This is a genomic window from Nonomuraea rubra (assembly GCF_014207985.1).
Taxonomy (GTDB): Bacteria; Actinomycetota; Actinomycetes; order Streptosporangiales; family Streptosporangiaceae; genus Nonomuraea; species Nonomuraea rubra.
On record NZ_JACHMI010000001.1, the window covers coordinates 6,971,290 to 6,993,488 of the forward strand.

At 71.6% G+C, this 22,199-nt stretch carries 22 protein-coding genes and 1 pseudogene; 17 read left to right on the forward strand and 6 right to left on the reverse strand.

The features are described from left to right. The first annotated feature begins 40 nt into the window (after positions 1 to 40). The 4 genes from HD593_RS31865 to HD593_RS31880 are packed head-to-tail and all read left to right on the forward strand — an operon-like array spanning position 41 to position 4,183. A complete protein-coding gene (locus HD593_RS31865; RefSeq protein WP_185105668.1) occupies positions 41 to 994 on the forward strand; it encodes a carbohydrate ABC transporter permease in 954 nt (317 codons plus the stop codon). Further along, complete coding sequence (locus tag HD593_RS31870; protein WP_221525094.1) at positions 991 to 1,830, forward strand: carbohydrate ABC transporter permease; 840 nt, start codon at positions 991 to 993, stop codon at positions 1,828 to 1,830. Before HD593_RS31865 ends, HD593_RS31870 begins: the two co-directional genes overlap by 4 nt. Before the next feature lie 14 nt (positions 1,831 to 1,844). Continuing rightward, positions 1,845 to 3,152, forward strand: a complete 1,308-nt coding sequence (gene manA / locus HD593_RS31875; protein ID WP_312903844.1) for a mannose-6-phosphate isomerase, class I — start codon at positions 1,845 to 1,847, stop codon at positions 3,150 to 3,152. Continuing rightward, positions 3,149 to 4,183, forward strand: coding sequence for an ROK family protein (locus tag HD593_RS31880; RefSeq protein ID WP_185105669.1), 1,035 nt, complete (start codon positions 3,149 to 3,151; stop codon positions 4,181 to 4,183). The genes manA and HD593_RS31880 overlap by 4 nt, the downstream gene beginning before the upstream one ends. 8 nt (positions 4,184 to 4,191) lie before the next feature. Here HD593_RS31880 and HD593_RS31885 read toward each other — a convergent pair whose 3' ends face one another. Both HD593_RS31885 and HD593_RS62060 read right to left on the reverse strand, forming a co-directional pair. Continuing rightward, positions 4,192 to 4,941, reverse strand: a complete 750-nt coding sequence (locus tag HD593_RS31885; RefSeq protein WP_312903846.1) for a DUF4184 family protein — start codon at positions 4,939 to 4,941, stop codon at positions 4,192 to 4,194. A gap of 121 nt (positions 4,942 to 5,062) precedes the next feature. Continuing rightward, entirely contained in the window at positions 5,063 to 5,263 is a 201-nt protein-coding gene (locus tag HD593_RS62060) for an alpha/beta hydrolase (RefSeq protein ID WP_379478817.1), read from the reverse strand. Positions 5,264 to 5,344: 81 nt separating this feature from the next. On the opposite strand from HD593_RS62060, the gene HD593_RS62065 reads away from it, so the two are divergent. Then, on the forward strand, positions 5,345 to 5,617 hold the full coding sequence (locus HD593_RS62065; protein ID WP_185112779.1) for a hypothetical protein: 273 nt from the start codon (positions 5,345 to 5,347) through the stop codon (positions 5,615 to 5,617). A gap of 101 nt (positions 5,618 to 5,718) precedes the next feature. Here the strand turns inward: HD593_RS62065 and HD593_RS31900 are convergent, their stop codons facing one another. Beyond that, on the reverse strand, positions 5,719 to 6,162 hold the full coding sequence (locus tag HD593_RS31900; RefSeq protein ID WP_185105671.1) for an inositol polyphosphate kinase family protein: 444 nt from the start codon (positions 6,160 to 6,162) through the stop codon (positions 5,719 to 5,721). A gap of 274 nt (positions 6,163 to 6,436) precedes the next feature. On the opposite strand from HD593_RS31900, the gene HD593_RS31905 reads away from it, so the two are divergent. From HD593_RS31905 to HD593_RS31915, 3 genes are all read left to right on the forward strand, one after another. After that, entirely contained in the window at positions 6,437 to 6,991 is a 555-nt protein-coding gene (locus HD593_RS31905; protein WP_185105672.1) for a GNAT family N-acetyltransferase, read from the forward strand. 211 nt (positions 6,992 to 7,202) lie between these two features. Continuing rightward, positions 7,203 to 7,736: a SigE family RNA polymerase sigma factor gene (locus HD593_RS31910; protein WP_185105673.1), complete on the forward strand. Its 534-nt coding sequence runs from the start codon at positions 7,203 to 7,205 to the stop codon at positions 7,734 to 7,736. Further along, entirely contained in the window at positions 7,733 to 8,812 is a 1,080-nt protein-coding gene (locus tag HD593_RS31915; protein ID WP_185105674.1) for an ABC transporter substrate-binding protein, read from the forward strand. The genes HD593_RS31910 and HD593_RS31915 overlap by 4 nt, the downstream gene beginning before the upstream one ends. A 462-nt stretch (positions 8,813 to 9,274) precedes the next feature. On the opposite strand, the gene HD593_RS31920 is transcribed toward HD593_RS31915, so the two are convergent. Then, complete coding sequence (locus tag HD593_RS31920; RefSeq protein ID WP_185105675.1) at positions 9,275 to 10,177, reverse strand: lipase family protein; 903 nt, start codon at positions 10,175 to 10,177, stop codon at positions 9,275 to 9,277. 138 nt (positions 10,178 to 10,315) lie between these two features. Between HD593_RS31920 and HD593_RS31925 the strand changes: the two genes are divergently transcribed. The 4 genes and pseudogenes from HD593_RS31925 (at position 10,316) to HD593_RS31940 (ending at position 13,467) form a co-directional block, all read left to right on the forward strand. Next, positions 10,316 to 11,005, forward strand: coding sequence for an ATP-binding protein (locus tag HD593_RS31925; RefSeq protein WP_185105676.1), 690 nt, complete (start codon positions 10,316 to 10,318; stop codon positions 11,003 to 11,005). Between the two features lie 92 nt (positions 11,006 to 11,097). Next, entirely contained in the window at positions 11,098 to 11,817 is a 720-nt protein-coding gene (locus HD593_RS31930; protein WP_221525096.1) for a glutamine amidotransferase-related protein, read from the forward strand. Beyond that, positions 11,814 to 11,858, forward strand: a pseudogene (locus HD593_RS62070) (hypothetical protein); the annotation flags it as partial. The gene HD593_RS31930 and the pseudogene HD593_RS62070, both read left to right, overlap by 4 nt. A gap of 61 nt (positions 11,859 to 11,919) precedes the next feature. Further along, entirely contained in the window at positions 11,920 to 13,467 is a 1,548-nt protein-coding gene (locus tag HD593_RS31940; protein ID WP_379478818.1) for a serine hydrolase, read from the forward strand. Positions 13,468 to 13,495: 28 nt separating this feature from the next. Here HD593_RS31940 and HD593_RS31945 read toward each other — a convergent pair whose 3' ends face one another. Beyond that, positions 13,496 to 14,389 (reverse strand): alpha/beta fold hydrolase, encoded by an 894-nt coding sequence (locus HD593_RS31945; RefSeq protein WP_185105678.1) that lies wholly within the window; start codon positions 14,387 to 14,389, stop codon positions 13,496 to 13,498. Between the two features lie 112 nt (positions 14,390 to 14,501). After that, positions 14,502 to 15,410, reverse strand: coding sequence for an RNA polymerase sigma factor (locus HD593_RS31950; protein ID WP_221525097.1), 909 nt, complete (start codon positions 15,408 to 15,410; stop codon positions 14,502 to 14,504). A gap of 353 nt (positions 15,411 to 15,763) precedes the next feature. On the opposite strand from HD593_RS31950, the gene HD593_RS31955 reads away from it, so the two are divergent. The 5 genes from HD593_RS31955 (at position 15,764) to HD593_RS31975 (ending at position 22,186) form a co-directional block, all read left to right on the forward strand. After that, on the forward strand, positions 15,764 to 16,828 hold the full coding sequence (locus HD593_RS31955) for a class I SAM-dependent methyltransferase (RefSeq protein ID WP_185105680.1): 1,065 nt from the start codon (positions 15,764 to 15,766) through the stop codon (positions 16,826 to 16,828). 81 nt (positions 16,829 to 16,909) lie between these two features. Further along, positions 16,910 to 17,287 (forward strand): nuclear transport factor 2 family protein, encoded by a 378-nt coding sequence (locus tag HD593_RS31960; RefSeq protein WP_185105681.1) that lies wholly within the window; start codon positions 16,910 to 16,912, stop codon positions 17,285 to 17,287. A gap of 17 nt (positions 17,288 to 17,304) precedes the next feature. Continuing rightward, a complete protein-coding gene (locus HD593_RS31965; RefSeq protein WP_185105682.1) occupies positions 17,305 to 17,847 on the forward strand; it encodes a carboxymuconolactone decarboxylase family protein in 543 nt (180 codons plus the stop codon). A gap of 39 nt (positions 17,848 to 17,886) precedes the next feature. Beyond that, positions 17,887 to 19,284: an FAD-binding oxidoreductase gene (locus HD593_RS31970; protein WP_185105683.1), complete on the forward strand. Its 1,398-nt coding sequence runs from the start codon at positions 17,887 to 17,889 to the stop codon at positions 19,282 to 19,284. Positions 19,285 to 19,420: 136 nt separating this feature from the next. Continuing rightward, positions 19,421 to 22,186, forward strand: a complete 2,766-nt coding sequence (locus HD593_RS31975) for an ATP-binding protein (RefSeq protein WP_221525098.1) — start codon at positions 19,421 to 19,423, stop codon at positions 22,184 to 22,186. Positions 22,187 to 22,199: the final 13 nt, after the last annotated feature.

The following is a 22,199-nucleotide window of genomic DNA, read 5'->3' on the forward strand; positions in this document are numbered from 1 at the left end:
CGGCGCGCCGGCACCGCCCGCCGACCGAAGAAAGGCAGCGATGACACCCATCTCGTCATCCCTGAGGCGCGGCCCCGCGGGAGGCACGCGACTGCAGGACGCGGCGCGGCACTCCAGGCAGCGGCCGCGCCGCCGCTGGAGGCAGGGCCTGACCCCGTGGCTGTTCCTGCTCGTGCCGCTGGCCCTGCTCATCACCTTCTCGTACGTGCCGATCATCAACATGATCGTGTACAGCTTCACCGACTGGGACGGCGTCAGCCCCGACTACACGTTCACCGGTCTCGAGAACTACGTCGAGATCTTCACCCGTCCCGAGCTGTTCAGGGTCTTCGTCGCCAGCGCCTACTACCTCGGCGCCGCCGTCCTGCAGATCGTGCTCGCGCTGTACTTCGCCACCGTCCTCAGCTTCAACACCCGCTTCCGCAACCTGTTCAAGGGCATCCTGTTCTTCCCCTACCTGATCAACGGGGTGGCCATCGGCTTCGTCTTCCTCTACTTCTTCCAGGAGGGCGGCACGTTCGACACCGTGCTGAGGCTCTTCGGCGTCGGCGGCGAGCACCTGTGGCTCGGCGACCCCGACCTGGTCAACTACTCGCTGGCCGGGGTCTCGGTGTGGCGCTACATGGGGCTCAACTTCGTGCTCTTCCTCGGCGCCATCCAGTCGATCGCGCCGGAGCTGTACGAGGCCGCCGAGCTCGACGGGGCCAACCGGTGGCAGCAGTTCCGCTTCATCATCGTGCCCAGCCTGCGCCCCCTCATCGGGCTGACCGCGATCCTGGCGATCTCCGGCTGCCTGTCGGTCTTCGAGATCCCGTACATCATGACCGGCGGCGCCGGCGCGAGCGAGACCTTCGTCATCCAGACCATCAAGCTCGCCTTCCGCTTCGACAAGACCGGCCTGGCCTCGGCCGCCGCCGTCGTGCTCCTCGTCATCATCCTGCTGGTGACGTGGCTGCAGCGGCGGATCGTCCCTGAAGAAAGGGTGACCTCGTGACGACCGCCGTCCGCGCCCGGGTGGCGAGCACCCTGAAGTACCTGTCCCTGATCGTGGCCAGTCTGGTCGTCCTGCTGCCGCTCGGCGTGGTGCTGCTCACCTCGCTGAAGACGTCCGACGAGCTCGCCGCCGGCAGCGGCCCGCTGACGCCGCCCGGCGACTGGTTCAACCTGGCCAACTACGTCACGGCCTTCGAGAAGGGACGGATGGCGGAGGCGGCGCTCAACACCTTCGTCATCCTGGTGGTGTCGATCACCGGCACGGTCTTCATCGGCTCGGCCGCCGCCTACGCGATCGACCGATTCCACTTCCGGCTGAAGAAGCTCATCGTCGGCCTGTTCCTGTTCGCGACGCTCGTCCCCAGCATCACCACCCAGGTCACGACATTTCAGGTCATCGACCAGCTTGGCCTCTTCAACACCCGCCTGGCCCCGATCGCGCTGTACCTCGGCACGGACATCGTCGCGATCTACATCTTCCTGCAGTTCATCCGGAGCATCCCGATCTCGGTGGACGAGGCCGCCCGCCTGGACGGCGCCTCCTCGTTCGCGATCTACCGGAAGATCATCCTGCCGCTGCTCAAGCCTGCCATCGCGACCGTCGTCATCGTCAAGGGGATCGCGGTCTACAACGACTTCTACATCCCCTTCCTGTACATGCCGGACCAGGGGCTCGGCACCATCTCGACGTCGCTGTTCCGCTTCAAGGGGCCGTTCGGGGCGCACTGGGAGAACATCTCGGCGGGGGCGATCCTGGTGATCGTCCCGACGCTGGCCGTGTTCCTGCTGCTCCAGCGCTTCATCTACAACGGGCTGACCCAGGGCGCGGCCAAGTGAACGACAACGCTCCCGTGACAGCACCCCCGCCACCGCTGGTCACGATCGGTGCCGGGCCTGCCTCTCGCGGTGGGGCCCTGCCGCTGGTCACGGCGATCCGGCCGTACGCGTGGGGTTCCCCGGCCGCCTTCCCCGAGCTGTTCGGCACCCCGGCGACGGGTGAGCCGCAGGCCGAGCTCTGGGCCGGCGCCCATCCCGGCGCCCCCTCGACCGTGGACGGGGTCCCGCTCGGCGAGCTGATCGCGCGCGACCCGGCCGGGATGCTCGGCGAGCCCGTGGTGCGGGCGTTCGGCCCGGTGCTGCCGTACCTGCTGAAGGTCCTCGCCGTCGAACGGCCGCTGTCCCTGCAGGTGCATCCGACGATGGCCCAGGCCCGGGCGGGATACGCCCGCGAGCAGGCCGCCGGCCCACCGGTCGGTGACGCCGCGCGCACGTACCGGGACCCGTTCCACAAGCCCGAGATGGTGTGCGCGCTCACCGGCTTCCACGGCCTGTGCGGGTTCCGCGCTCCCGGCGACGCCGCGGCCGTGCTGGAGGCGTTGGGCGTCGCACCCGGCCCTGACGGCGAGCGCTCGGACGCGGCGGCGCAGGTCCGCGACTGGATCGCCGCCCTGCGCGCGGTGTTCCAGCAGATGCTCGACCCCGGGAACCCGGCCGTCCTTGCCGCCCGCGCCGCCATCGAGCGAGCCCTCATCGACGGCCCCATGGCTGCCGGCTTCGACGTCTACGCGGACCTGGCCCGCGCCTGCCCCGGCGACCCCGGCGTCACGGCGGCGCTCCTGCTCAATCACGTACGGCTCGCGCCGGGCCAGGCGGTCTTCCTCGGCGCCGGTGTGCCGCACGCCTACCTGGGCGGCGTCACCGTGGAGATCATGGCCAACTCCGACAACGTGCTGCGCTGCGGGCTGACCGGCAAGCACGTGGACGTGCCGGAACTGATGCGCGTCGTCACCTTCGAGCCCTCGCCACCCCACTTCGTCCCCGCGGAACCGGCGTCACCTGCGGCATCGGGGCGTCAGATTTATCGGCCGCCCGTGGAGGAGTTCGGCCTGGTCCACCACGCGCTCACCGGCCAGGAGCCGCACCGGCTGCCCGGCGGCGTCCCGCAGATCGTGCTGTGCGTCGAGGGCGAGGTGGCGATCGAGGCCGCACGAGCGGTGCGGCTCGGCGCGGGACAGGCGGCGTTCGTGCCCGCGAGCCTGACCGGTGCGCGGCTCACCGGCCGGGGAACCGTGTACCGAGCCGTGCCAGGCCTGTCACTGTCCCCGTCGCCGGCTTCACCCGCTCCCCCGGCGTCAGCTCCGGAAGGGTGGCGGGCATGACGGTCCTCGCGCTCGACATCGGTGGTACGAAGTTCGCCGCCGCCCACGTCACCGCCGGCGGCACGCTGGTGCGGCGTGAAGAGCGGCCCATCGGCCCCGTCCCGGCCACCACGCTGAGCGACCTCGTCGCCGATTTCCGCACTCCCGGGCTGCGCGCGGTCGGGATCGGGTCGGCCGGCCCGCTGGACGTCCGCGCCGGGACGGTCTCCCCGATCAACATCCCGGCGTGGCGGGGCTTTCCGCTGGCGGACACCGTACGGCGGCTCGTGCCCGGCGCGGACGTGGCGCTGGCCGGCGACGGGCAGTGCATGGCGCTGGGTGAGTGGTGGCGCGGCGGCCATGGTGCGGACTCGCTCCTGGGCATCGTCGTCTCGACCGGTGTGGGCGGCGGCCTCATCCTGGACGGGCGTCCCGTCCTCGGCGGGACGGGCAACGCCGGCCACGTGGGCCACGTGATCGTGGACCGCGATGGCGAGCCGTGCTCATGCGGCACGAACGGCTGCCTGGAGACCATCGCCAGCGGTCCCAGCATGGTGCGCTGGGCCCTGTCCAACGGCTGGACGGACGTCGGAGGCAGCGCGCGAACGGACATCGAGGGCGGCGCGCGAACGGACATCGAGGGCGGCGCGCGAACGGACGTCGGGGGCGGCGCGCGGACGGACGTCGGGGGCGGGCGGCCGGACGGCGTCACGGCCAGGGAGCTGGCCGACGACGCCCGGCGGGGAGCCCGGGTTCCGCTGGCGGCGTTCGAGCGGGCGGCCGACGCGCTCGCCACCGTCGTCCTCAACACCGCCGCCGTCGCCGACCTTCACCACGTCGTCATCGGCGGCGGCGTCGCGGCGGCCGGCCCGCTGCTCCTCGACCCTCTGCGCGAACGGCTCGCCAAGCGCGCGGGCATGGACTTCGTCCGCCACGTCCAGGTCGCGCTGACCAGCCTGGAACGGGACGCCGGCCTGTACGGCGCCGCCGCCCTGGCACTCCTGACCACCGGAACGGCCCTGCACCCCGCGATGCCCGGAAGCGCCGGCTGACAGATCGGTCACCGCCTCGCGCGAGGCCGCCGACGGCTGAACACCGTCCAGCCGTGCCAGGCGAGCACGTAGCAGGCGAGGGCCGACGCCACTCCGTCGGCACCCCCTAAGATCATGCTCCGCACCAGGTCGTAGTCACTCACCGCGGCACGGTCCGAGGCCGCCCCGGCGACGGCGCCGACGGCCATGGCGAGCACGACCGCGGCCAGCACCGCGCCGCGCGCCCGGCCCGCCAGCCCCGGTCGCCGCTCGCGGTGGACCGGCGCCCGCCGCCACCACCGGGCAAGCCAACCACCCAGGACGACCAGGCCCCCCGCTGAGCTGACGTACATCAGCACGTTGAACACCCGGTGAGCGCCGATGACCGGCTGCCGCAACGCCTGCCAGTGCATCACCGCGAACCCTCCGACCTGCGTGAAGGCATCCCACAACAGATGCGTGACCATCCCGGCGAGCAACGCGGCCACCACGGCCACCGGCGCCGGCCTCACCGCCTCGGGCAGCCGCGACCGCAGCCCGGCAGGAGCCAGCGCGGTCAGCGGCGCCCGCACACCCAGGTGGAAGACCACCAGCAGCAGCACCCCCACCGGCAGGCCGAACAGCAGCGCCCCCCACCATGAATGCGTGCTCGCCGACGAAACCGGCAGCGGCAGATAGTACGGCGCATCGGGCACCACGGCGCCGACGGCCAGCGCCGACGGTGGCAGCCACCGCCGTACCGGCAGGATCGCCACCACATGGCTCAGTGTGAAGGGCACCCGCCATTATCGGCATGTGCCGCCCGTCGCCGGCCCTGGCGGCGGGCCGCCGCTCAGGAGGTGTCCCCGGAAAGGGATTCCTTCGTCATCGGCGGTACCCGCGGCATTCAGCCGGCGGGTGCTACGGATTGCGTGCGGTCAGGGCGCGGTCGAGGAAGGAGGTGACGTCGTCCAGGACCTCGTCCTTGTTGGTCTCCTTGAACACCTCGTGCCTGCCGCCTGGGTAGAACCGCTCGGTCAGGTCACTCCCCCGCACGGCCTCGATCCCGCCCCGGCTGCCGCTGAGCGGCACGAGCCCGTCGTCCTCTCCGTGCAGCCACAACGTCGGCAGGTCGCCGAGCGATGCCGCCCTTGGCGATCGTGGCCAGCGCCTCGGCGAACGCCTCCAGCGTGGCCCGTCGCGATGCTGATGGCGCTGGCCGAGTTTCCCGACCCCGGCCTGCCGGCCCACCGCAACGCCGTCACGGCGAAGTCCTGGTTCCGCGAGACCATCGGCGAGCTGACCGAGCGGCTCGGTGTCGATGACCCGTCCCAGCTGGCCGATCACCTCACCCTGGTCTTCGAGGGCCTGCACGCCTCGAGCCAGTCACTCGGCCCGCAGGGCCCGGCCAAACAGGCACGCAGCCTGGTCGAGAAGATCATCACGACTGCCGCGCCACGTCCTGGAACTGCGTGAACGCGGCACCTGGCCGGTCAACTCCTGGGACAAACCGCGCGAACGCCATCCGCCCCCGCGCCGTCCGCTGACCCGCGGCGGCGAGAGGGGCGGATGATGCGCTACATCGGGTCGCCGGTCCCGCTCAGCCAGCTGCCGTAGAGGGTGCTGGTGATCCGGCAGCGACCGGAGTAGCAGACGTAGCTCACCTTGATGCTCCGGTGCTTGTAAACCGACGGATTGAACTTGCGGACGATGTATCCGTTCGTGCAAACGTCGTACACCTTGGCCTGACGTACACCGTTCTGGTTGTAGATCTTCGTCATGCTGCTCGACGTCGTCTCGGTCCTCTTCAGCCGCTTGACGCTGTGCGTATTCGGGTCGAAGGTCCTCGTCCCGAGGTAGTTCGTCCACACACCACCGCATTGGCCCCTGGTCTGCGACCAGTAGAGGTAGGGCCTGATCGTGTCGGCGCTGGCGGTCGACACCCCGCCGCCTCCGGCCACGATCCCCGAAGCCAGCATCGCCGACGCCATGAACCACGCGAACCGTTGTCTCTTGCGCATGAACCTTCCCATCTCGGGTGTCGTCGCATTCCGTGGAGCCCAGCACGGTCACCTGAGTGACCGTCTGCCACAGTGCCGTAGCGCGGAATATGCGCAGAACATCTCCGGTACACGTGGCGGGCGCCGCTGTGGCGGTCAGCGTGGCCGCCGCGCCGAGGAGGAAGTTTCGTCGTCGAGCCCAGCGGGCTCCGCCGCCCCACGCCGTGCTGATCACGCCCCTCCCCGCCGTCACAAATGGATTGCCGCCCCCCTGACCGCTCCCTACACTGCGCCCGTGATCACACCTCGCTACCCCCTCACCACCTCCCGCCTGGTTCTACGCCCGTTCACCGCCGACGACCTCGACGCCGTGCACGCCTACGAATCCCGGCCCGACGTCGCCCGCTACCTCTACTGGGCGGCCCGCGACCGCGACGCCACCCGCGACGCCCTCGCCCAGCGAGTCACGCGCACCGCCCTGCACGACGACGGCGACGCCATCGACCTGGCCGTCACCCTCCGCCACACCGGCCGGCTCATTGGCAGCTGCCTGCTCATCTGGACCAGCAAAGCCCATCGCCAGGGCGAAATCGGCTACATCCTGCATCCCGACCACCATGGTCACGGCTACGCCACCGAAGCCGCCTCCGCCATGCTCCACCTCGGCTTCACCCAGCTTGGCCTCCACCGCATCACCGGCCGCCTCGACGCCCGCAACACCGCCTCGGCCCGCGTTCTGGAAAAGCTTCACATGCGCCGTGAAGCCACCCTCATCGACAACGAACACGTCAAGGGCGAATGGTGCACCGAAGCCATCTACGCCATCCTCGAATCCGAGTGGACCCCATGATCATGCCAGTGAAGCCCGGTCAGCCGGCGGCGAGGGGGCAGCGGCGCTTCCGGCGTCCGGGCTACGGCTCGGGTATGAGCCTCTAACGGACATCTCGGTCAAGATTTAGATCCGATGCCCTCTTCAAGTCCCTCTGTGCGCTCGCTTCCCGGGAGCGCCAACCTTTCGCAACGCCCATCGCGTTTGAAGGGTATCGACATGAGGAGAGACGTTGGATCGCGATGCCAGCTTCCGAGCGTTCGTGGATGCCCACCAACGCTCGTTGTTGCGCCTGGCCTACCTGCTCACCGGAGAGACGCACCGCGCCGAGGACCTCCTGCAGAGCGTGCTGGTGCGCATGATCGGGCGGTGGCCGAAGCTGCACCACATCGACAACCTCGACGCCTACGCGCGCAAGACCATGGTCAACCAGTACATCTCGTGGCGGCGGCGCCGCGGCTCGAGCGAGACGCCGAGCGCCGACCCGCCCGACCGGGCGTACTCGACCGAGGACTCCGCCGTCCTGCGGGTCGTCCTGCACCAGGCGCTCATGCGGCTGACGCCCAAGCAACGCGCGGTGATCGTCCTGCGGTTCTACGAGGACCGGACCGAACGCGACGTCGCCGACCTGCTGGGCTGCTCGGTCGGCACCGTGAAGAGCCAGGCCCACCACGCCCTGGCCCGGCTGCGCTCACTGGCACCCGAACTGGCGCCGAGACTGCCCGCCCTGGACGACCCGGCCCGTAGTGAGGGGGCACGCCGATGACCTGGCTCGGAGATCAACTCTCCCGCATCGCCGACGACATGCCGGAGCGCGACCTGGCCACCAGAGCGTTGGAGATCCATCAGCGCAGGCGGCGCAACTTCGTGGCGCTCGCCGCCGCCACGGTGGTCGTCGTCACCCTGCTCGCCGCCACCATCGGGCTGCGGGCCCTGCCCGCGGAGCCGCGCGCCGCCGCCCGCCCGTCCGCGCCGCCCGAACTGACCACCCTCAGGGTCGGGGTGACGCCGACCGTGGAGTCGGTCCCCGTGTTCGTGGCCATGGCCAACGACTACTTCAAGGAGGAAGGGCTGACGGTGGAGCCGACGATCGTCACCGGCCCGGCGGCTGCCCTTCCGCAGGTCGAGAACGGGCGGCTGGACCTGGCGCTGACCGACTATCTCACGGCGATGCGCAGGAATGAGGTCCGCGAGTCGGTCAAGGTGGTCGCGAGCATGTACCGGGCGGCGCCGGGCAGCTTCGCGATCGTCGTGGACGCCAAGTCGAAGATCCGCACGGCGAAGGACCTCAAGCGCAAGAAGGTCGCGGTCCCGAACCTCATGGTTCTCCAGACTCTGACGCTGGAGGCGGTGCTCAAGCGGGCGGGGCTGGAGCGGCAGGACGTCGTGCAGGTCGAGACGCCCTATCCCGAGATGCTCCACGCGCTGAAGAGCGGCCAGGTCGACGCGGCGGTGCTGGCCGAGCCGTTCGTCACCGCGGGTCGCGAGAGCCGGCGCACGCGCGTCCTGGATGACGCGATGACCGGGCAGTTCGCCGGCCTGCACACGGCGGGCCTGGTGGCCTCCGACAGCTGGATCGGTGAGAACCCGCGCACGCTGGCGGCCTTCCAGCGGGCTCTGGCCAAGGCGCAGCGCCTGATCGCGAGCGATCCGCAGCAGGTGCGTGACGCGATACCCAGGTATACGAGGATCACCAAGGCGACCACCGCGAACCTCTCATTCGGTTCATATCCGGCCCGGCTGGATCACGCGGAGCTACGGCGGATCGCCGACCTGGGCTTCGCGTACGGCTGGTTCAAGAGCCCGATCGACCTCGGCAAGGTGATCGTGAAGGGCGGGTGAGGCGACGGCTGGGACGGTCGCACGGGCGGGCGCGGGCGCCGCAGCCTGCCACCGCCCCGCTCCCCTTTTACCCGGATGCGCGCTGCCTTCCCGCCTCGTGGTAGCGCGCCCAGCCTTCATCGAGGAGCCGGAACCCGACGTCGATGGTCGATTCCGGATCTGCCTCGTGAGTGGCGCTGAGCTGGATATGCAGGGCGAAGCGGACGTAGAAGCGGTGGCCTACTTCGCCGACGTCATCTCCCGGGGCCAACGTCCTCGTCGGCCTCATCGAACGCGGCGCCGTCCATCCCTTCCTGCTCGGTCTCGGCTGCGCGGGGGTTGTCATCTGGCACGGACGTGGCTCTCTCTCCGCGAACGGGTAAGCGGTGCGGGCGCGGGCGAAGTCCTGCGCCTGGCGGTCGCGGGGCAGGGTGCTGTCGAGGCGGCCTTGGCGCCGGCCAAGGCCGCCTCGGGACGGCGGGTCTACTTCGGCAGCAGGCCGGTCACGGCCGCGGCAGGGCCGCCGCCGGCCTTCCGCTTGCGGCCGGCGGCAGGAGATGCGGCCTTCTGCTGGGCGGCGGCGTCGAACCTGGCCAGGTAGGCGTTGATGAAGTGGTCGCGGATGCCGTCGGTGCCGGGGGCCAGCGGGTCGGCGGTGGCCCCGCTGAGGCGGTCGAGCAGGCCCGTCACGGGCGGCATCTTCTCGTGCAGCGTGCCGTGGGTGTCGAAGTAGCGTTCCTCGGCCACGTGGTGGAACAGGGGGGCGGGCGGGAGCTGGGCGACGATGTCGTTGTTGTTGACGAAGCGGAAGGTGCGGCCGCGGAAGGCCTGGTCGTAGGCGGCGGCAAGCCGGGGGCAGCAGGTCCGGGGCTGGCCGTAGGTGTAGACGCCGTCGGCCAGCAGCGTGGGGTCTTCGAAGTGGGTGCGGGCGGCGGCGAGCATGGCCAGCGCGCCGCCGAGGCTGTGCCCGGTGAACCACAGCGACTGGCCGGAGGTGTGCCAGTTCTCCAGCGTCCGCAGCAGGGCGGGATGCACGACGTCCAGCGCGCGGTAGAAGCCGGCGTGGATGTTGCCGTCCGCGGCGGTGTACGGGGTGAGCAGGGTGTTGGCGTCCGACAGCCAGTCGCGTAGCTCCTCGGGCTGGGTGCCGCGGAACGCGACGATGATCATCTGGTCGCTGGCGGCGACGTACGCCTGGGTGTCCTCCAGCGGGAACGGCGCGGCGTGCGGCACCCGGAAGCTCTTGACGCGGTCGAAGCCCCAACCGGTGGCGGTGGTCTGGATCTCGCGCTCGTCCTTGTAGGCCAGGGCGGCGGCGTGGGCCAGGCAGCGGGCCTGGGCCAGGGTGTAGCCGGTGGCGGTGTGGTCGAAGGTGATCGTGGTCATGAGCGTTCCTTGCGTGGTACTCCCCGAACTGTCGTCACTGTCCGTACCCACAGCACTGCGATTAGTCATCAGTGGATGGGCGGATCCCGACCTGCTGGGCCATTGCCCGGGGTCCCGGCTACGGCCGATGATGACCGGGTGCGCCGGATTCACCAGCGTGCGACCGGCTCGGGGTTCGCGCGCATCTACCAGGCCGCCGGCGACATGATCATTTATGACGGCGGGGAGCCGTACCGGCTGGCGCTCTGGCCGGCCCCTGCCGCCGCCCCGCCGCCGGAGCAGGCGCGGGCGCGGCCCAGCGGCCTGCTGCAGGCGGCGAACGGGCTGGTCGCGTTCACCGGACGCCGTGACCTGCTGGACGACTTGCGGCGCTGGCGGGATGGGCCGGGCCTTGAGGTGCGGCTGATCCACGGAGCGGGCGGGCAGGGCAAGACGCGCCTGGCCCATGAGGTGGCGCGGGCATGGCGGCAAGACGGGTGGGTGGCGCTGGCGGCCCGGCACCGGCGCGACCGCTCCGTGCCCGAGCCCTTCGTCGTTCCCGATCTGGCGCGGGCCGCCGGGGTGCTGGTGGTCGTGGACTACGCCGAACGGTGGGACACCGCCGACGTGCTGTCGCTGCTGGCCGACACCCGCGTCGGCACGGGGCTGCCGGTACGCGTGCTGCTGCTGGCCCGCCCGGCCGGCGGAACGAGGGGCTCCCGCTGCTCGAAGAGGCCATCGCGTTCCGGCGTGAGCTGGCCGCCGCCGACCCCGCCACCCACCTGCCGGCCACGGCCGGGACCTCCTCATCACGATCATGGCGCAGCTCCGCCGTGCCTACGCGGGTGACTCCGCGGGGGTCACCCGCGAGTACCGCGCGATCACCGGCCAGGACGTTCCCGGCTGGATGCGCGGGTGATCCTCCTGCCAGCCGACATGACATGAGTGATCGCTCATGGCGGGTGCGTGGTCCGGCATTGGCGCTCATGGCCGGCCCGTCCCATGGTGAGGGCCTCGGCATCGGGGTGGACGTCCGCTGGCTCGCCACCGAGCCGCTCGAGTCCGGCCTGGCCGAGGTCGAGGCCGCCGACGTGCTGTGGCGCGCGCCCGGCAGCCCGTACCGCAGCCTGCCCGGCGCGCTGGCCGCGCTCCGGCACGGTCGCGAGCACGGCGTCCCCACCCTGGGAACGTGCGGCGGCTGCCAGCACATGGTCATCGAGTACGCCCGCCACGTCCTCGGCTTCGAGGACGCCCAGCATGCCGAATCCGACCCGTACGCCTCGGCCCTGTTCGTGTCGGAGCTGACCTGCTCGCCGGCGGGCAAGACCATGCCCGTGCCCCTGGTCCCCGGTTCCCGGGTGGCCGCGTTGTACGGGCGGAGCGAGGTCGAGGAGGAGTACTACTGCAACTTCGGCCTCGACCCCGGCCGGCAGGGCATCCTGCACGACGGCGGCTTCCTGGTCACCGGCGTCGACGGCGACGGCGAGGCCCGGGTGCTGGAGATCCCGGGCACCCGTACTACGTGGCCACGCTGTTCGTGCCGCAGGCCCGCTCGCGTCCCGGGGCGCCCCACCCCCTTGGTGGTCGGGCCGCTGCGTGCGGCGCTGTGGCGTTCACCCAGCTCAGGATCCTTCAGGCGGTCGCGCGGACCGGCAACATGACCAGGGCCGCGGAGGAGCTGGCCGCCACCCAGTCCGCCGTCAGTCACGCGTTGCGGGCGCTGGAGAGCGAGCTCGGGGTGACGCTGCTGGTACGGGGCCGTCCTGCCCAGCGGGCACGAGTTGAGCGTCCGCCCTTCGTTGCCGGTGGCCGAGCCGGCGCGGCACCCGTTCATCATGTCCACGGGCGGGTGCGAGCCGCTGATCGCGGCGATCGCGCGGGCGGCGGGTGTGAGCCTGAGGTGTCACTACCGGGTGCGCGATACCGGCAGCATCCTCGCCATGGTCGCCGAAGGGCTCGGGCTGAGCATCGTCGCCGAGCTGTCGCTGCCCGCCCGCCACACCGGCGTGCACGCGATCCCGCCGAGCCCGGCGTCGAGCGGGTCGTCCTCCTGGCCTTACCGCGGACCCGCTCCCCACGGCCACCGCCTTCGCCGGCCTGGCCACCGCCCGCCGTCCGGCGTCCCCGTGAACCGGATCCCCCGTCACGCCGGCCACCAGGAGCCGGCTGGGGTTTTCCGCAGGTGGCTGTGCGGTCCGCCGCATGGTTCCGGCAGGGCCGTCGTCCCTAGCGTGGACGCCATGATCCTTACCAAGACCGCCGCGCTCGCTCTCGCCCTGACCACCGTCGCCCCGGTGCACGACGAGCTGAAGACCCAGCTGGACGCGTTGGTCGACGCCAAGGCCATGACCGCCGCGCTGGCGCTGGTGCGCGAGGACGGCCGCGACCGGAGCATGGCCGCCGGCGTGCGGGACCTGCGGTCGAAGGCGCCGGCCGACCCGCACGGCCACTTCCGGGTGGGCAGCGTGACCAAGACGTTCGTGGCGACCGTGCTGCTGCAACTGGCCGACGAGGGCAAGCTGTCCCTGGACGACCAGGTGAGCAAGCACCTGCCGGGCGCCCTGCCCGAGGGCAGCACCGTCACCGTCCGGCAGGCGCTCAACCACACCAGCGGCATCTTCGACTACGCCGGCGCCGGCATCCCCGGCTGGTCGGTGCGTGACTACCGGCCGCGCGAGACGCTGTACGACCAGACGCCGCAGGAGCTGCTGGCCGTCGGCCTGTCGAAGCCGGCGTACTTCAAGCCGGGCGGCGGCTGGCGTTACTCGAACACGAACTACGTGATCGCCGCCATGCTCATCGAGAAGCTGACCGGCAACCCGTACGCGAAGGAGATCGAGAACCGCATCCTGCGCCCGCTCGGCCTGCGGCACACGCTGCTGCCCGGCCACCGCAAGGACCTGCCCAGGCCGCACGCCCGCGGCTACGCGCCGTACCAGGGCAGGATGGTCGACGCGACCCGGATGAACCCGTCCCTGGAGTACGGCGCGGGCGAGATCATCTCGACCACGGCCGATCTGGCGACGTTCCTCGACGCGCTGCTCGGCGGCAAGCTCACCAGCGGGCAGGCGCTCAAGCAGATGCGCACGCTGGAGGACGCGGGCAGGGGCATGGGCTACGGGCTGGGCCTGCAGGCGTTCCCGCTGCCGTGCGGCGGCAAGGTGTACGGCCACAGCGGCGGCACGTTCGGCTACCCGACCTACGCGCTGCGCTCGGATTCCGGCCGCACGCTGGTCCTTTCCGGCAATCCGTACTCCGGCGAGGTCCCCGCCGACGCCCTTCCGAAGGTTCTGGCCACCGCGTTCTGCTGATTCGGCGTGCGAGGAGCACCGCCGGCGCTCAGCGAGCCCCGCCCAGCACGAAGGACGTCACGGCGCGGGTGAAGGCGTCCGGCTCCTCGACGTGGCCGAGGTGGCCGCTGTTCTCCAGCATGACCAGCTCGGCGCCGGGAATGCCGTCGGCCAGCTCGTTCGCCCAGCGCGGGCCGCAGATGACGTCGTGGCGGCCGGCGATGACGAGGGCGGGCGTCCTGATGGCGGGGAGCGCGGCGCGGTCGTCGATCGGGTCGGGGACGAGCTGCTCGTCCAGGCCGGAGATGAAGGTGCCGGTGATGGAGAACAGGGGCGCGTACTCCTCCTGGTGGTCCCAGTAGTCGGCGAGGTAGGCGGGCAGCATGCCGCGGGCGGCCCGGGTGGTGCCCTCGTCGTCGGAGAGGCCGCCCAGCGACTGCCACGTGGCGAGGACGGCGGGCAGCTCCGGCCGGTCCGCGTTGCGCCGCGCGAACGCCTCCATGTTCCTGGCCGCCTCGGCGAAGTGGTCGGCGCCCGTCACCGGCGCGCTGTCGTACAGGATGACGCCCGCGAGCAGGTCGGGGCGGGTCAGGGCGTAGTGCTGGGCGACGAAGCCGCCGTGGGAGTGGCCGAGCAGGTGGACGCGGTCCACGCCGAGGTGCTCGATCAGCCCGTCCAGGGCGCGGGCGTACCGTTCGCGGGTGTAGCCGTGCGGGTGCGCGGGCAGGCGGCCGGACGCGCCGGTGCCGATCGGCTCGACGTACACCATCGTGAGGTGCCGCTCGGCGGCCGGCATCCGCAGGTACTCGTACGACAGCCCCGGCCCGCCCGGGTGGGCCAGGACGACGGGCCCGCTGCCCGCCACGTGGTAGCGCTGGCGCACGCCCGCGACGTCGATCAGGTGGCTGCCCGGCGTCAGCGCGCCGGTGACGACCTTGTTCATGTTCGGCTCATCTCGTTCGGTGTTTCGATGACACCGGCAGGATGCGCGGCCGCCGGGAAAGTTCGATCCGCGCGGGGTGAGCCTCGTCACAGCAAGCGGCCCTCGTCCCGCGTCAAGGATGGATCAGGCGCAGCCGATGGACGCGTCCCCGTTCCAGAGTCATGATCCAGACGACGGAAGGCGGGCAGTGCTCGGGGTCGTCGGCCGGGTTGAGCAGGTCCATCTCCCAGATGGCGAGGTCACCGGCGGCCACCACGTCCGCGACCCGCTGCCGCACGCCCGCCTCCAGATCGCCTTCCATCCCCTGGATGGCGAAGTCCCGGCCGCCTCGCCGGCCCTGGCCGGCGATCAGCTCGGCGTGCGGTGCCCAGCGGTCGTGGACGACCTCGGCGAACGCGCCACGGGAGGCGGCGGCCAGCGTCTCGACGGCCTCCTGCCGGCTGGCCGCCGTACGTCTCGCGGCGTCGTCGTGGGCCAGGCCGGCGGTCGCCAGCAGGGCCTCGGCCAGCTTGGCCCGCGCCTGGCTCAGGCGGCTGCGCACCGTTCCGACCGGCACCTCGCAGGCGGCCGCGATCTGCTCGTACGACGTCAGGCCGCTGAAGTGCCGTAACGTCAAAGCCATCCGCAGGGGCGGGGACAGCTCGCCCATGGCGTGCCACACCCAGTCGCGCAGGGCGCCGGACTCGATGACCTGATCGGGCGTGGGGCCGCCGGACGGCAGGGTGGCCTCGTCCGCGATCGGCAGGACGGGCGTGGTACGCAGCCGCGCGCGGCAGCCGTTGCGCACCACCATCCGCAACCAGGCACCGGCCGCCCCCGGGTCGCGCACGTCGCCGATGCGCCGCAGGGCCACCAGCGCCGCGTCCTGCAGCACATCGTCCACGTCCGGCACGTGCCCCAGCAGGCTGAGCGCCACCGCGCGCATGCCCGCCTGGTGCCTGGCCAGCAGCAGGCCCAGCGCGGGCGCTTCCCCCGCCTGGGCCCGCAGGGTCAATTCGGCGTCGGAGGGCGACGACGACATGTCATTCATTCTCTGAAATATTCCTCGCTCGACGATGACGGGATTTTTGCGGCGATCCCATCATCGACACCATAAACGAACCGGCGCCAGGAAACGGAGCCGCGGGATGCACCTCGACAGCCACTCCGAGCAGGGGAGGATCTCCTGCCGGACGCCTCAACCGACATTTTCCGCGCGCTCCATCAATTCATCGTCAACCGGACGCACACGGCGTCAACCATTCATGTAGACGGCGCCGATACCGTTCGTATAGATGCCGTCGATGCGGCGCGCTTAGATTGAATCACCACGGGCGGCTGTTGCGCTCCGCATGGCGGCCGAATTGGTGCAGAGTAAGTGTTTTCGGGGGAATCATGGGAAAGGCGCTCGACCAGGACCAGGTGATGGCGTTCCTGGAGCGCGTGATGATCGACAGCGGTGCCGCCTTCGCCGGCCTGTGCACGTCGATCGGCGCCCGGCTCGGGCTCTACGAGGCGATGGCCGGAGCCGGCCCGCTGACCTCACCCGGCCTCGCCGCACGCACCGGCCTCGACGAGCGCTACGTCCGGGAGTGGCTGGCCGCCCAGGTAGCGGGGCAATACGTGCACTACGCGCCCGGCACGGACACGTACCTGCTCCCCGATGAGCACGCCGCCGTGCTCGCTGACCAGGACGCGCCGACGTACTCGGCCGGGGCGTTCACCATGCTGCAGTCGCTGTACGCCACCGAGGACGCGCTCGTGGACGCCTACCGCACCGGTGAAGGCGTGGGCTGGGGGGAGCACGGGCCGGCACTGTACGAGGGGGTGGCCGCGTTCTTCCGCCCCGGATACGCGGCGGCCCTGGTGCCGGAGTGGCTGCCCGCCCTGGACGGGGTCGTGGCGGGGCTGGAGCGGGGCATGCTCGTCGCCGACGTGGGCTGCGGCTTCGGCCACAGCACGCTGCTCATGGCGCGGGCGTTCCCGAACTCACGCTTTCACGGCTTCGACTTCCACGCCCCCTCTGTCGAGCGGGCGCGCCGTACGGCTCAGGAGCAAGGGCTGGCGGATCGGGTGACCTTCGAGGTGGCGGCCGCGGACGACTTCCCCGGGGGCGGCTACGGTCTGATCACCTTCTTCGACTGCCTGCACGACCTCGGTGACCCCGGCGCCGCGTTCCGGCGGGCCGCCCAGGCACTGGCCGACGGCGGCGCCTGCATGGTGGTCGAGCCGAACGCCGCCGCGGCGCCCCAGGACAACATCACCACGATCGGCCGGTCCTTCACCGCCACGTCGGCGACGTTGTGCCTGCCCGGCGCGGTGGCCCAGAAGGGGCCGCACACCCTGGGCAACCACGCCGGCGAGGACACCCTGCGGAGCATCGCGAGCGAGGCCGGCCTGCGCACCTGGAAACTGGCCGCGGAGGACCCGGCCCATCGGGTGTACGACATCCGACCCTGACCCGCGTTTCTCCGCCCTGCCGCCCGCACGGCCCGGGACACGGCCGATCAACGACCCCCGCCCCAAAGGAGTCTCCACGCGATGAGTCACGCCCGTATCAGTGAAGCCCTCCGGGCCCTGGTCTTCGAACCCGAGCCCGCCGTCGAGCTGCGCCAGGTCCTCGACCGGTACTACGCCCCCGACTACACCCACCGCAGCGACGGGAAGACGCTGAACCGCGACGAATTCGCGGAGATGGTCGCCCGTACCCGCAGCCAGATCACCGGCGGCACGGTGACCGTGCTCGACGAGCTGCGTGACGGTGCCGCCTACGCCGAGCGGCACGTCTTCCGCATCACGCTGGCGGACGGCTCCACCCAGCACCGGGAGGTCGCCGTCTTCGGCACCCTCGCCGAGGACGGCCGCTTCCGGCACCTGAGCGAGACGGGCTTCAGCGTCGGCCCGGACGAGACCCGCTGAAACGAGAGGAGCACGTCATGCCCCGCCTGACCGATCCGGACCCGGCGTCGTTCCCGGACGACGTCCGCGAGTTCCTCACCACCCTGCCGCCCGACCCGATGGTCAGGATGTTGTCCCACTCGGCGGGCACGGTGAAGCCGTTCGTCCAGCTCGCGGCCGCGCAGTTCTCCTCGCTGGAGCTGCCGGCCCGTTCACGCGAGCTGGTGATCCTCACCGTGGCCGAGTACACCGAGAGCAGCTTCGTCACGGCCCAGCATGTCCCCATGGCGCGGGCCGCCGGGGTCGACGAGCGGACCCGGGCACTCATCGGCGCCCGGCGGCTCGACGACCCCGGGCTGTCCCCCTACGACCGCGCGCTGCTCCGCTTCACCGCCGAGGTGGTGCAGCGGCCGCGCGTCTCCGACGAGCTGCTGCGCGAGGTGCTGCGGCACCTCAGCGAGCGCGAGCTGGTCGAGGTGCTGCAGGTGGCCGGTTACTACTGGTCGTTCGCCCGGGTGTCCACCGTGCTGGACGTCGAGGTGACCAAGGTCTACGACGAACCGGTGTTGAACCGGGATTGACCCGGGCTTCTCCCCATTCCCTACCTCAGGAGCACTTTCATGCACGACCAGCGGCCGTCCACCGGTCCCTCGAACTTCGACCGGAACGACCTGCCCGCCGAGCTGCGGGACCGGGCGCTGCTGCCCGGGGACGACGGGTACGCCGCCGAGACCCGTACCTTCAACCTGAGAGCCGACGTCCGGCCGGGCGTGGTCATAGCCGCGGCCTCGGCGCGCGACGTCCAGGCCGCGGTACGGCTGGCGGCGGCCAGGAACGCGCCGATCGCCGCCATGGCCACCGGGCACGCGGTGCAGCCGGTGCCGATCGGGCCGGACGCGGTGCTGGTGAGCACCCGGGCCTTGCAGGAGGTCACCGTGGACGCCGGGGCACGCACCGCCCGGATCGAGGCGGGAGTGCTCTGGGGGCAGGCCGTCGCCGAGATCACCAAGTACGGGCTCGCGCCGCTGAACGGAGCCAGCCCCGGCGTGGGTGTCGTCGGCTTCGTGCTGGCCGGCGGGCACAGCCCCACGCTCGGCCGGGCCCACGGGTACGCCGCCGACCACGTCAACCGGATCCAGGTGGTGACCGCCGACGGCGAGTTGCGCACCGTCACCGCCGGCAGTGACCCTGAGCTGTTCTTCGGCCTGCGCGGCGGGAAGGGCAACTTCGGCATCGTCACGGCCGTCGAGATCGCGCTCTTCCCGGTGACCACCCTGTACGGGGGCTCGCTCATCTTCCCGGCTGGAAGCGCCCGCACCGTGCTGAACGCCTACCGCGAATGGGTGGAGACCGTACCGGAGACCATGTCGTCCTCCGTCGCGCTGCTGCGGCTGCCGGACGCGCCGGTCCTGCCGGAGCCGCTGCGCGGGCAGCAGGTCGTCAGCGTCCGCATCTCCTGCACCGACCCTGCGGAGCGCGGCGCCGCCCTGGTCGAGCCGCTGCGCGCCGTCGCGACGCCGATCATGGACCTGGTACGCGAGATGCCGTACGCCGACTGCGCCTCCATCCACTCCGACCCGGTCGACCCGGCCGCCGTCCAGGAGCGGGGCGGGCTCCTGCGCGAGCTGACCGCCGAGACGGTCGACGCCCTGCTCGCCGTCGCGGAGGCGGCGGTGGCTCCCCCGGATCTGCTGGAGGTGCGGCACCTCGGCGGCGCGTTCGCGCGTCAGCCCAGGGTGCCGAACGCGATCTCGTACCGGGCCGCCGCCTTCACCCTCTTCATGGCCAACATCGGCGGGACGGCCGGCGCCGAGGAGATCGACGCGGCGCAGGCCGCGGCGATCGAGCGGCTGCGGCCCTGGTGCACCGGATACAGCCTGCTCAGCTTCATGTCCGACGTCGACGGCGTCGAGCGGGGTTACCGGCCGGAGGTCTACCGCGAGCTGGTCTCGCTGAAGCGTCGGGTCGACCCGGCCAACCTGTTCCGGCTCAACCACAACATCCGTCCCGACGTGTGACGGAGCGGGCTGCCCCCGGCCCGCATGAACCACCCTCACCACGCGAGGCCCTCCCTGGATCCCGGCCAGCGGCGGGAAATTGCTGAGCCCTTGGCGCTCGTGGCATTATCCGCGCTGGTGAAAGGATGTGGTCGTGGTGCCGAGCCTGCAAGACGCACCCGTCGAGCTGGTCAACCGGGTCGTCGAACGGGAGGCGCTCACCGGGTTTCTCGAGGCCGTCCGCACGGGTGAGGGGCGGGCTCTCGTCCTGAGCGGGGACGCGGGGCTCGGCAAGACGGCACTGCTCAACGATGTCGCCGCCCAGGCGCGCGGGTTCAGCGTGCTGCGGGTGTCGGGCATGCAGTCGGAGATGGAGCTGGCCTTCGCCGGGCTGCACCAGCTGTGCGGCCCGTTGCTGAAGCGGGTGGAGGTGCTGCCCCGGCCACAGCTGCTGGCCCTGCGGACCGCGTTCGGGCTGGCGGAGGGTCCGCCACCGGCGCGGTTCATGGTGGGGATGGCCGTCCTCAGCCTGCTGTCGGAGGTCTCCAGAGAGCGGCCGCTGCTGTGCGTGGTGGATGACCTGCACTGGCTGGATCGGGCGTCGGCGCAGGCACTCGGCTTCGTCGCGCGCAGGCTCGGGGCCGACCCGATCGGCATCGTGTTCGGGACGCGGACTCCGACCGACGAGGTGGCCGGCGTTCGTGAGCTGCGCCTCGACGGGCTGGCCGATCAGCATGCGCACGAACTGCTCTCCTCCGCGCTGAGCGGGCCGCTCGACGCGCGGGTACGCGATCAGATCGTGGCCGAGACGCGGGGCAATCCGCTGGCACTGCTGGAGCTGCCGCGGACGATGTCCCGGGAGGAGCTGGCCGGCGGTTTCGGTTTCCCGGGCACGGCGCCGCTGTCGGGACGGATCGAGGAGAGTTTCGCCCGGCAGCTGGATGCCCTGCCCGGTGACACCAAGCTGCTGATCTGCCTGGCTTCGGCCGAGCCTTCGGGCGATGCGAAGCTGATCTGGCGGGCCGCCGGCCTCCTGGGCATTCCGCATGTGGCGGCCCGGCCCGCGACAGCGTCAGGGCTCGCCGATTTCGGGCAGCGGATCAGCTTCCGGCATCCGCTGCTCCGCAGGGCCGCCTACCGGTCGGCGACGGCCGAGCAGCGGCGCGCGGTGCATCGCGCGCTGGCGGAGGCGACCGATCCCGTCGCCGATCCGGATCGCCGGGCCTGGCATCGGGCGCAGTCGACGGAGGGGCCCGACGAGGACGCCGCGGCCGACCTCGAGCGCTCCGCGAGCAGGGCGCAAGCCCGCGGCGGACCCAACGCGGCGGCGGCGTTCCTGGAGCAGGCCGCCGCCCTGACCGTCGACCCGGCGCGCCGGGCCGACCACATGCTCGCGGCCGCTCACGCCAACCTGCAGGCCGGCTCCTACGACCGCGTGCTCGAACTGCTCGCCATGGTGCGGGCGGAGCCGCTGACGGAACTGCAGAGCGCCCGCGCGGACCTGCTGCAGGGAAATGTCGCCTTCGCCTCCGGGCTGGGCAGCGAGGGTCCGCCGCTGCTGCTGAAGGCGGCCAGGCGGCTCGAACCGCTCGACCTCGACCTGGCTCGCGAGACCTACCTGAAGGCCTGGATGGCCGCGATGTTCGCGGGCGATCTCGCGATCGGCGGAAGCCTGGCGGACGTGTCCCAGGCCGCCCGCAGGCTGCCCGTGTCGGCGCACCCGGATGAGGCCGAACTCGTCCTCGACGCGCTGGCGCGGGTGATCGTGGAGGGCCCGGCCGGCGCGGCGCCGGTCATGCGCAGAGCGGTCAGCGCGATCGTCGACGCCTGCCTCACCCCCGACCAGGTACTGCGCTGGGGCTGGTTCGCGCACGCCGCCGCCGTCGGCAGCTGGGACTTCACCAACTGGCGCTTCCTGCTCGAACGGGAGCTCAAGGTGCTCAGGACGGTGGGGGCGTTCGACCTGCTGCCCATCGTGCTGGCCACGCTGGGGACCGTGACCACCTGGTCGGGCGAGTTCTCGGCGGCCGCGGCCATGTTCGCCGAGGCCGAGACGATCTGCGAGGTGACCGGCGCACCCGCGGCCGCCTTCGGCCCGACGATCCTCGCCTGCCTGCGCGGCGACGAGGACAAGGCCGTCCCGCTCATCCACTCGATGATCGCCGAGGTGGAGGTGACCGGCCAGGGCGCGAGCGTCACGTACGCGAACTGGGTGGCAGCGGTCCTCTACAACGGGCTCGGCCGCTACGGCGAGGCACTGGCCGCCGCCGTCGCGTCCAGTGAGAGCTCCTCCGATCTGTTCATCGCGCTGTGGTCGCTGCCCGAACTGGTCGAAGCCGCCGCCCGTACCGGGAACACCGGGGTCGCCGAGGCGGCCCTCGCCCGGCTGGCTGAGTCGACGTCGGCCGGCGGCACCGAGGTGGGGCTCGGCCTGGAGGCCCGCTCGCGCGCGCTGCTCAGCGGCGGCGACGTCGCGGAGCAGTACTATCTGGAGGCCGTCGACCGGCTCGGCCGGACTCCGCTGCGCCCCGAACTGGGCCGGGCGCACCTGCTCTACGGCGAGTGGCTTCGCCGGGTCAACCGCCGGGTGGACGCCCGCCACCAGCTGAAGATCGCCCACGAGCTGTTCAGCGAGCTGGGGATGAGGGCGTTCGCCGAACGCGCCCGCCGCGAGCTGCTGGCGACCGGCGAACGGGTCCGGCAGGGCGCGGAGGAGAGCGAGAGCACGCTCACCGCTCAGGAGACGCTGATCGTCCGCCTCGCGTCCGCCGGTCTCACGAATCAGGAGATCGGCGCCCAGCTGTTCCTCAGCGCCCGCACCGTCGAGTGGCATCTGCGCAACGTCTTCGGCAAGCTCGGCATCACCTCCCGCCGCCAGCTCGCCACCGCCCTGCACCGGGACGGCGCCCTCCTGGACCGCTAGACGATGATCGTCA

Excerpts from the sequence above, each read along its gene's own strand:
- HD593_RS31930 (WP_221525096.1), top strand. The coding sequence starts at position 11,098 with ATGAGTGATCGCTCATGGCGGGTGCGTGGTCCGGCATTGGCGCTCATG.
- HD593_RS31960 (WP_185105681.1), top strand. The coding sequence starts at position 16,910 with ATGAGTCACGCCCGTATCAGTGAAGCCCTCCGGGCCCTGGTCTTCGAA.
- HD593_RS62065 (WP_185112779.1), top strand. The coding sequence starts at position 5,345 with ATGCTGATGGCGCTGGCCGAGTTTCCCGACCCCGGCCTGCCGGCCCAC.
- HD593_RS31880 (WP_185105669.1), top strand. The coding sequence starts at position 3,149 with ATGACGGTCCTCGCGCTCGACATCGGTGGTACGAAGTTCGCCGCCGCC.
- HD593_RS31915 (WP_185105674.1), top strand. The coding sequence starts at position 7,733 with ATGACCTGGCTCGGAGATCAACTCTCCCGCATCGCCGACGACATGCCG.
- HD593_RS31945 (WP_185105678.1), bottom strand. The coding sequence starts at position 14,389 with ATGAACAAGGTCGTCACCGGCGCGCTGACGCCGGGCAGCCACCTGATC.
- HD593_RS31955 (WP_185105680.1), top strand. The coding sequence starts at position 15,764 with ATGGGAAAGGCGCTCGACCAGGACCAGGTGATGGCGTTCCTGGAGCGC.
- HD593_RS31920 (WP_185105675.1), bottom strand. The coding sequence starts at position 10,177 with ATGACCACGATCACCTTCGACCACACCGCCACCGGCTACACCCTGGCC.
- HD593_RS31965 (WP_185105682.1), top strand. The coding sequence starts at position 17,305 with ATGCCCCGCCTGACCGATCCGGACCCGGCGTCGTTCCCGGACGACGTC.
- HD593_RS31950 (WP_221525097.1), bottom strand. The coding sequence starts at position 15,410 with ATGTCGTCGTCGCCCTCCGACGCCGAATTGACCCTGCGGGCCCAGGCG.
- HD593_RS31865 (WP_185105668.1), top strand. The coding sequence starts at position 41 with ATGACACCCATCTCGTCATCCCTGAGGCGCGGCCCCGCGGGAGGCACG.
- HD593_RS31970 (WP_185105683.1), top strand. The coding sequence starts at position 17,887 with ATGCACGACCAGCGGCCGTCCACCGGTCCCTCGAACTTCGACCGGAAC.
- HD593_RS31900 (WP_185105671.1), bottom strand. The coding sequence starts at position 6,162 with ATGCGCAAGAGACAACGGTTCGCGTGGTTCATGGCGTCGGCGATGCTG.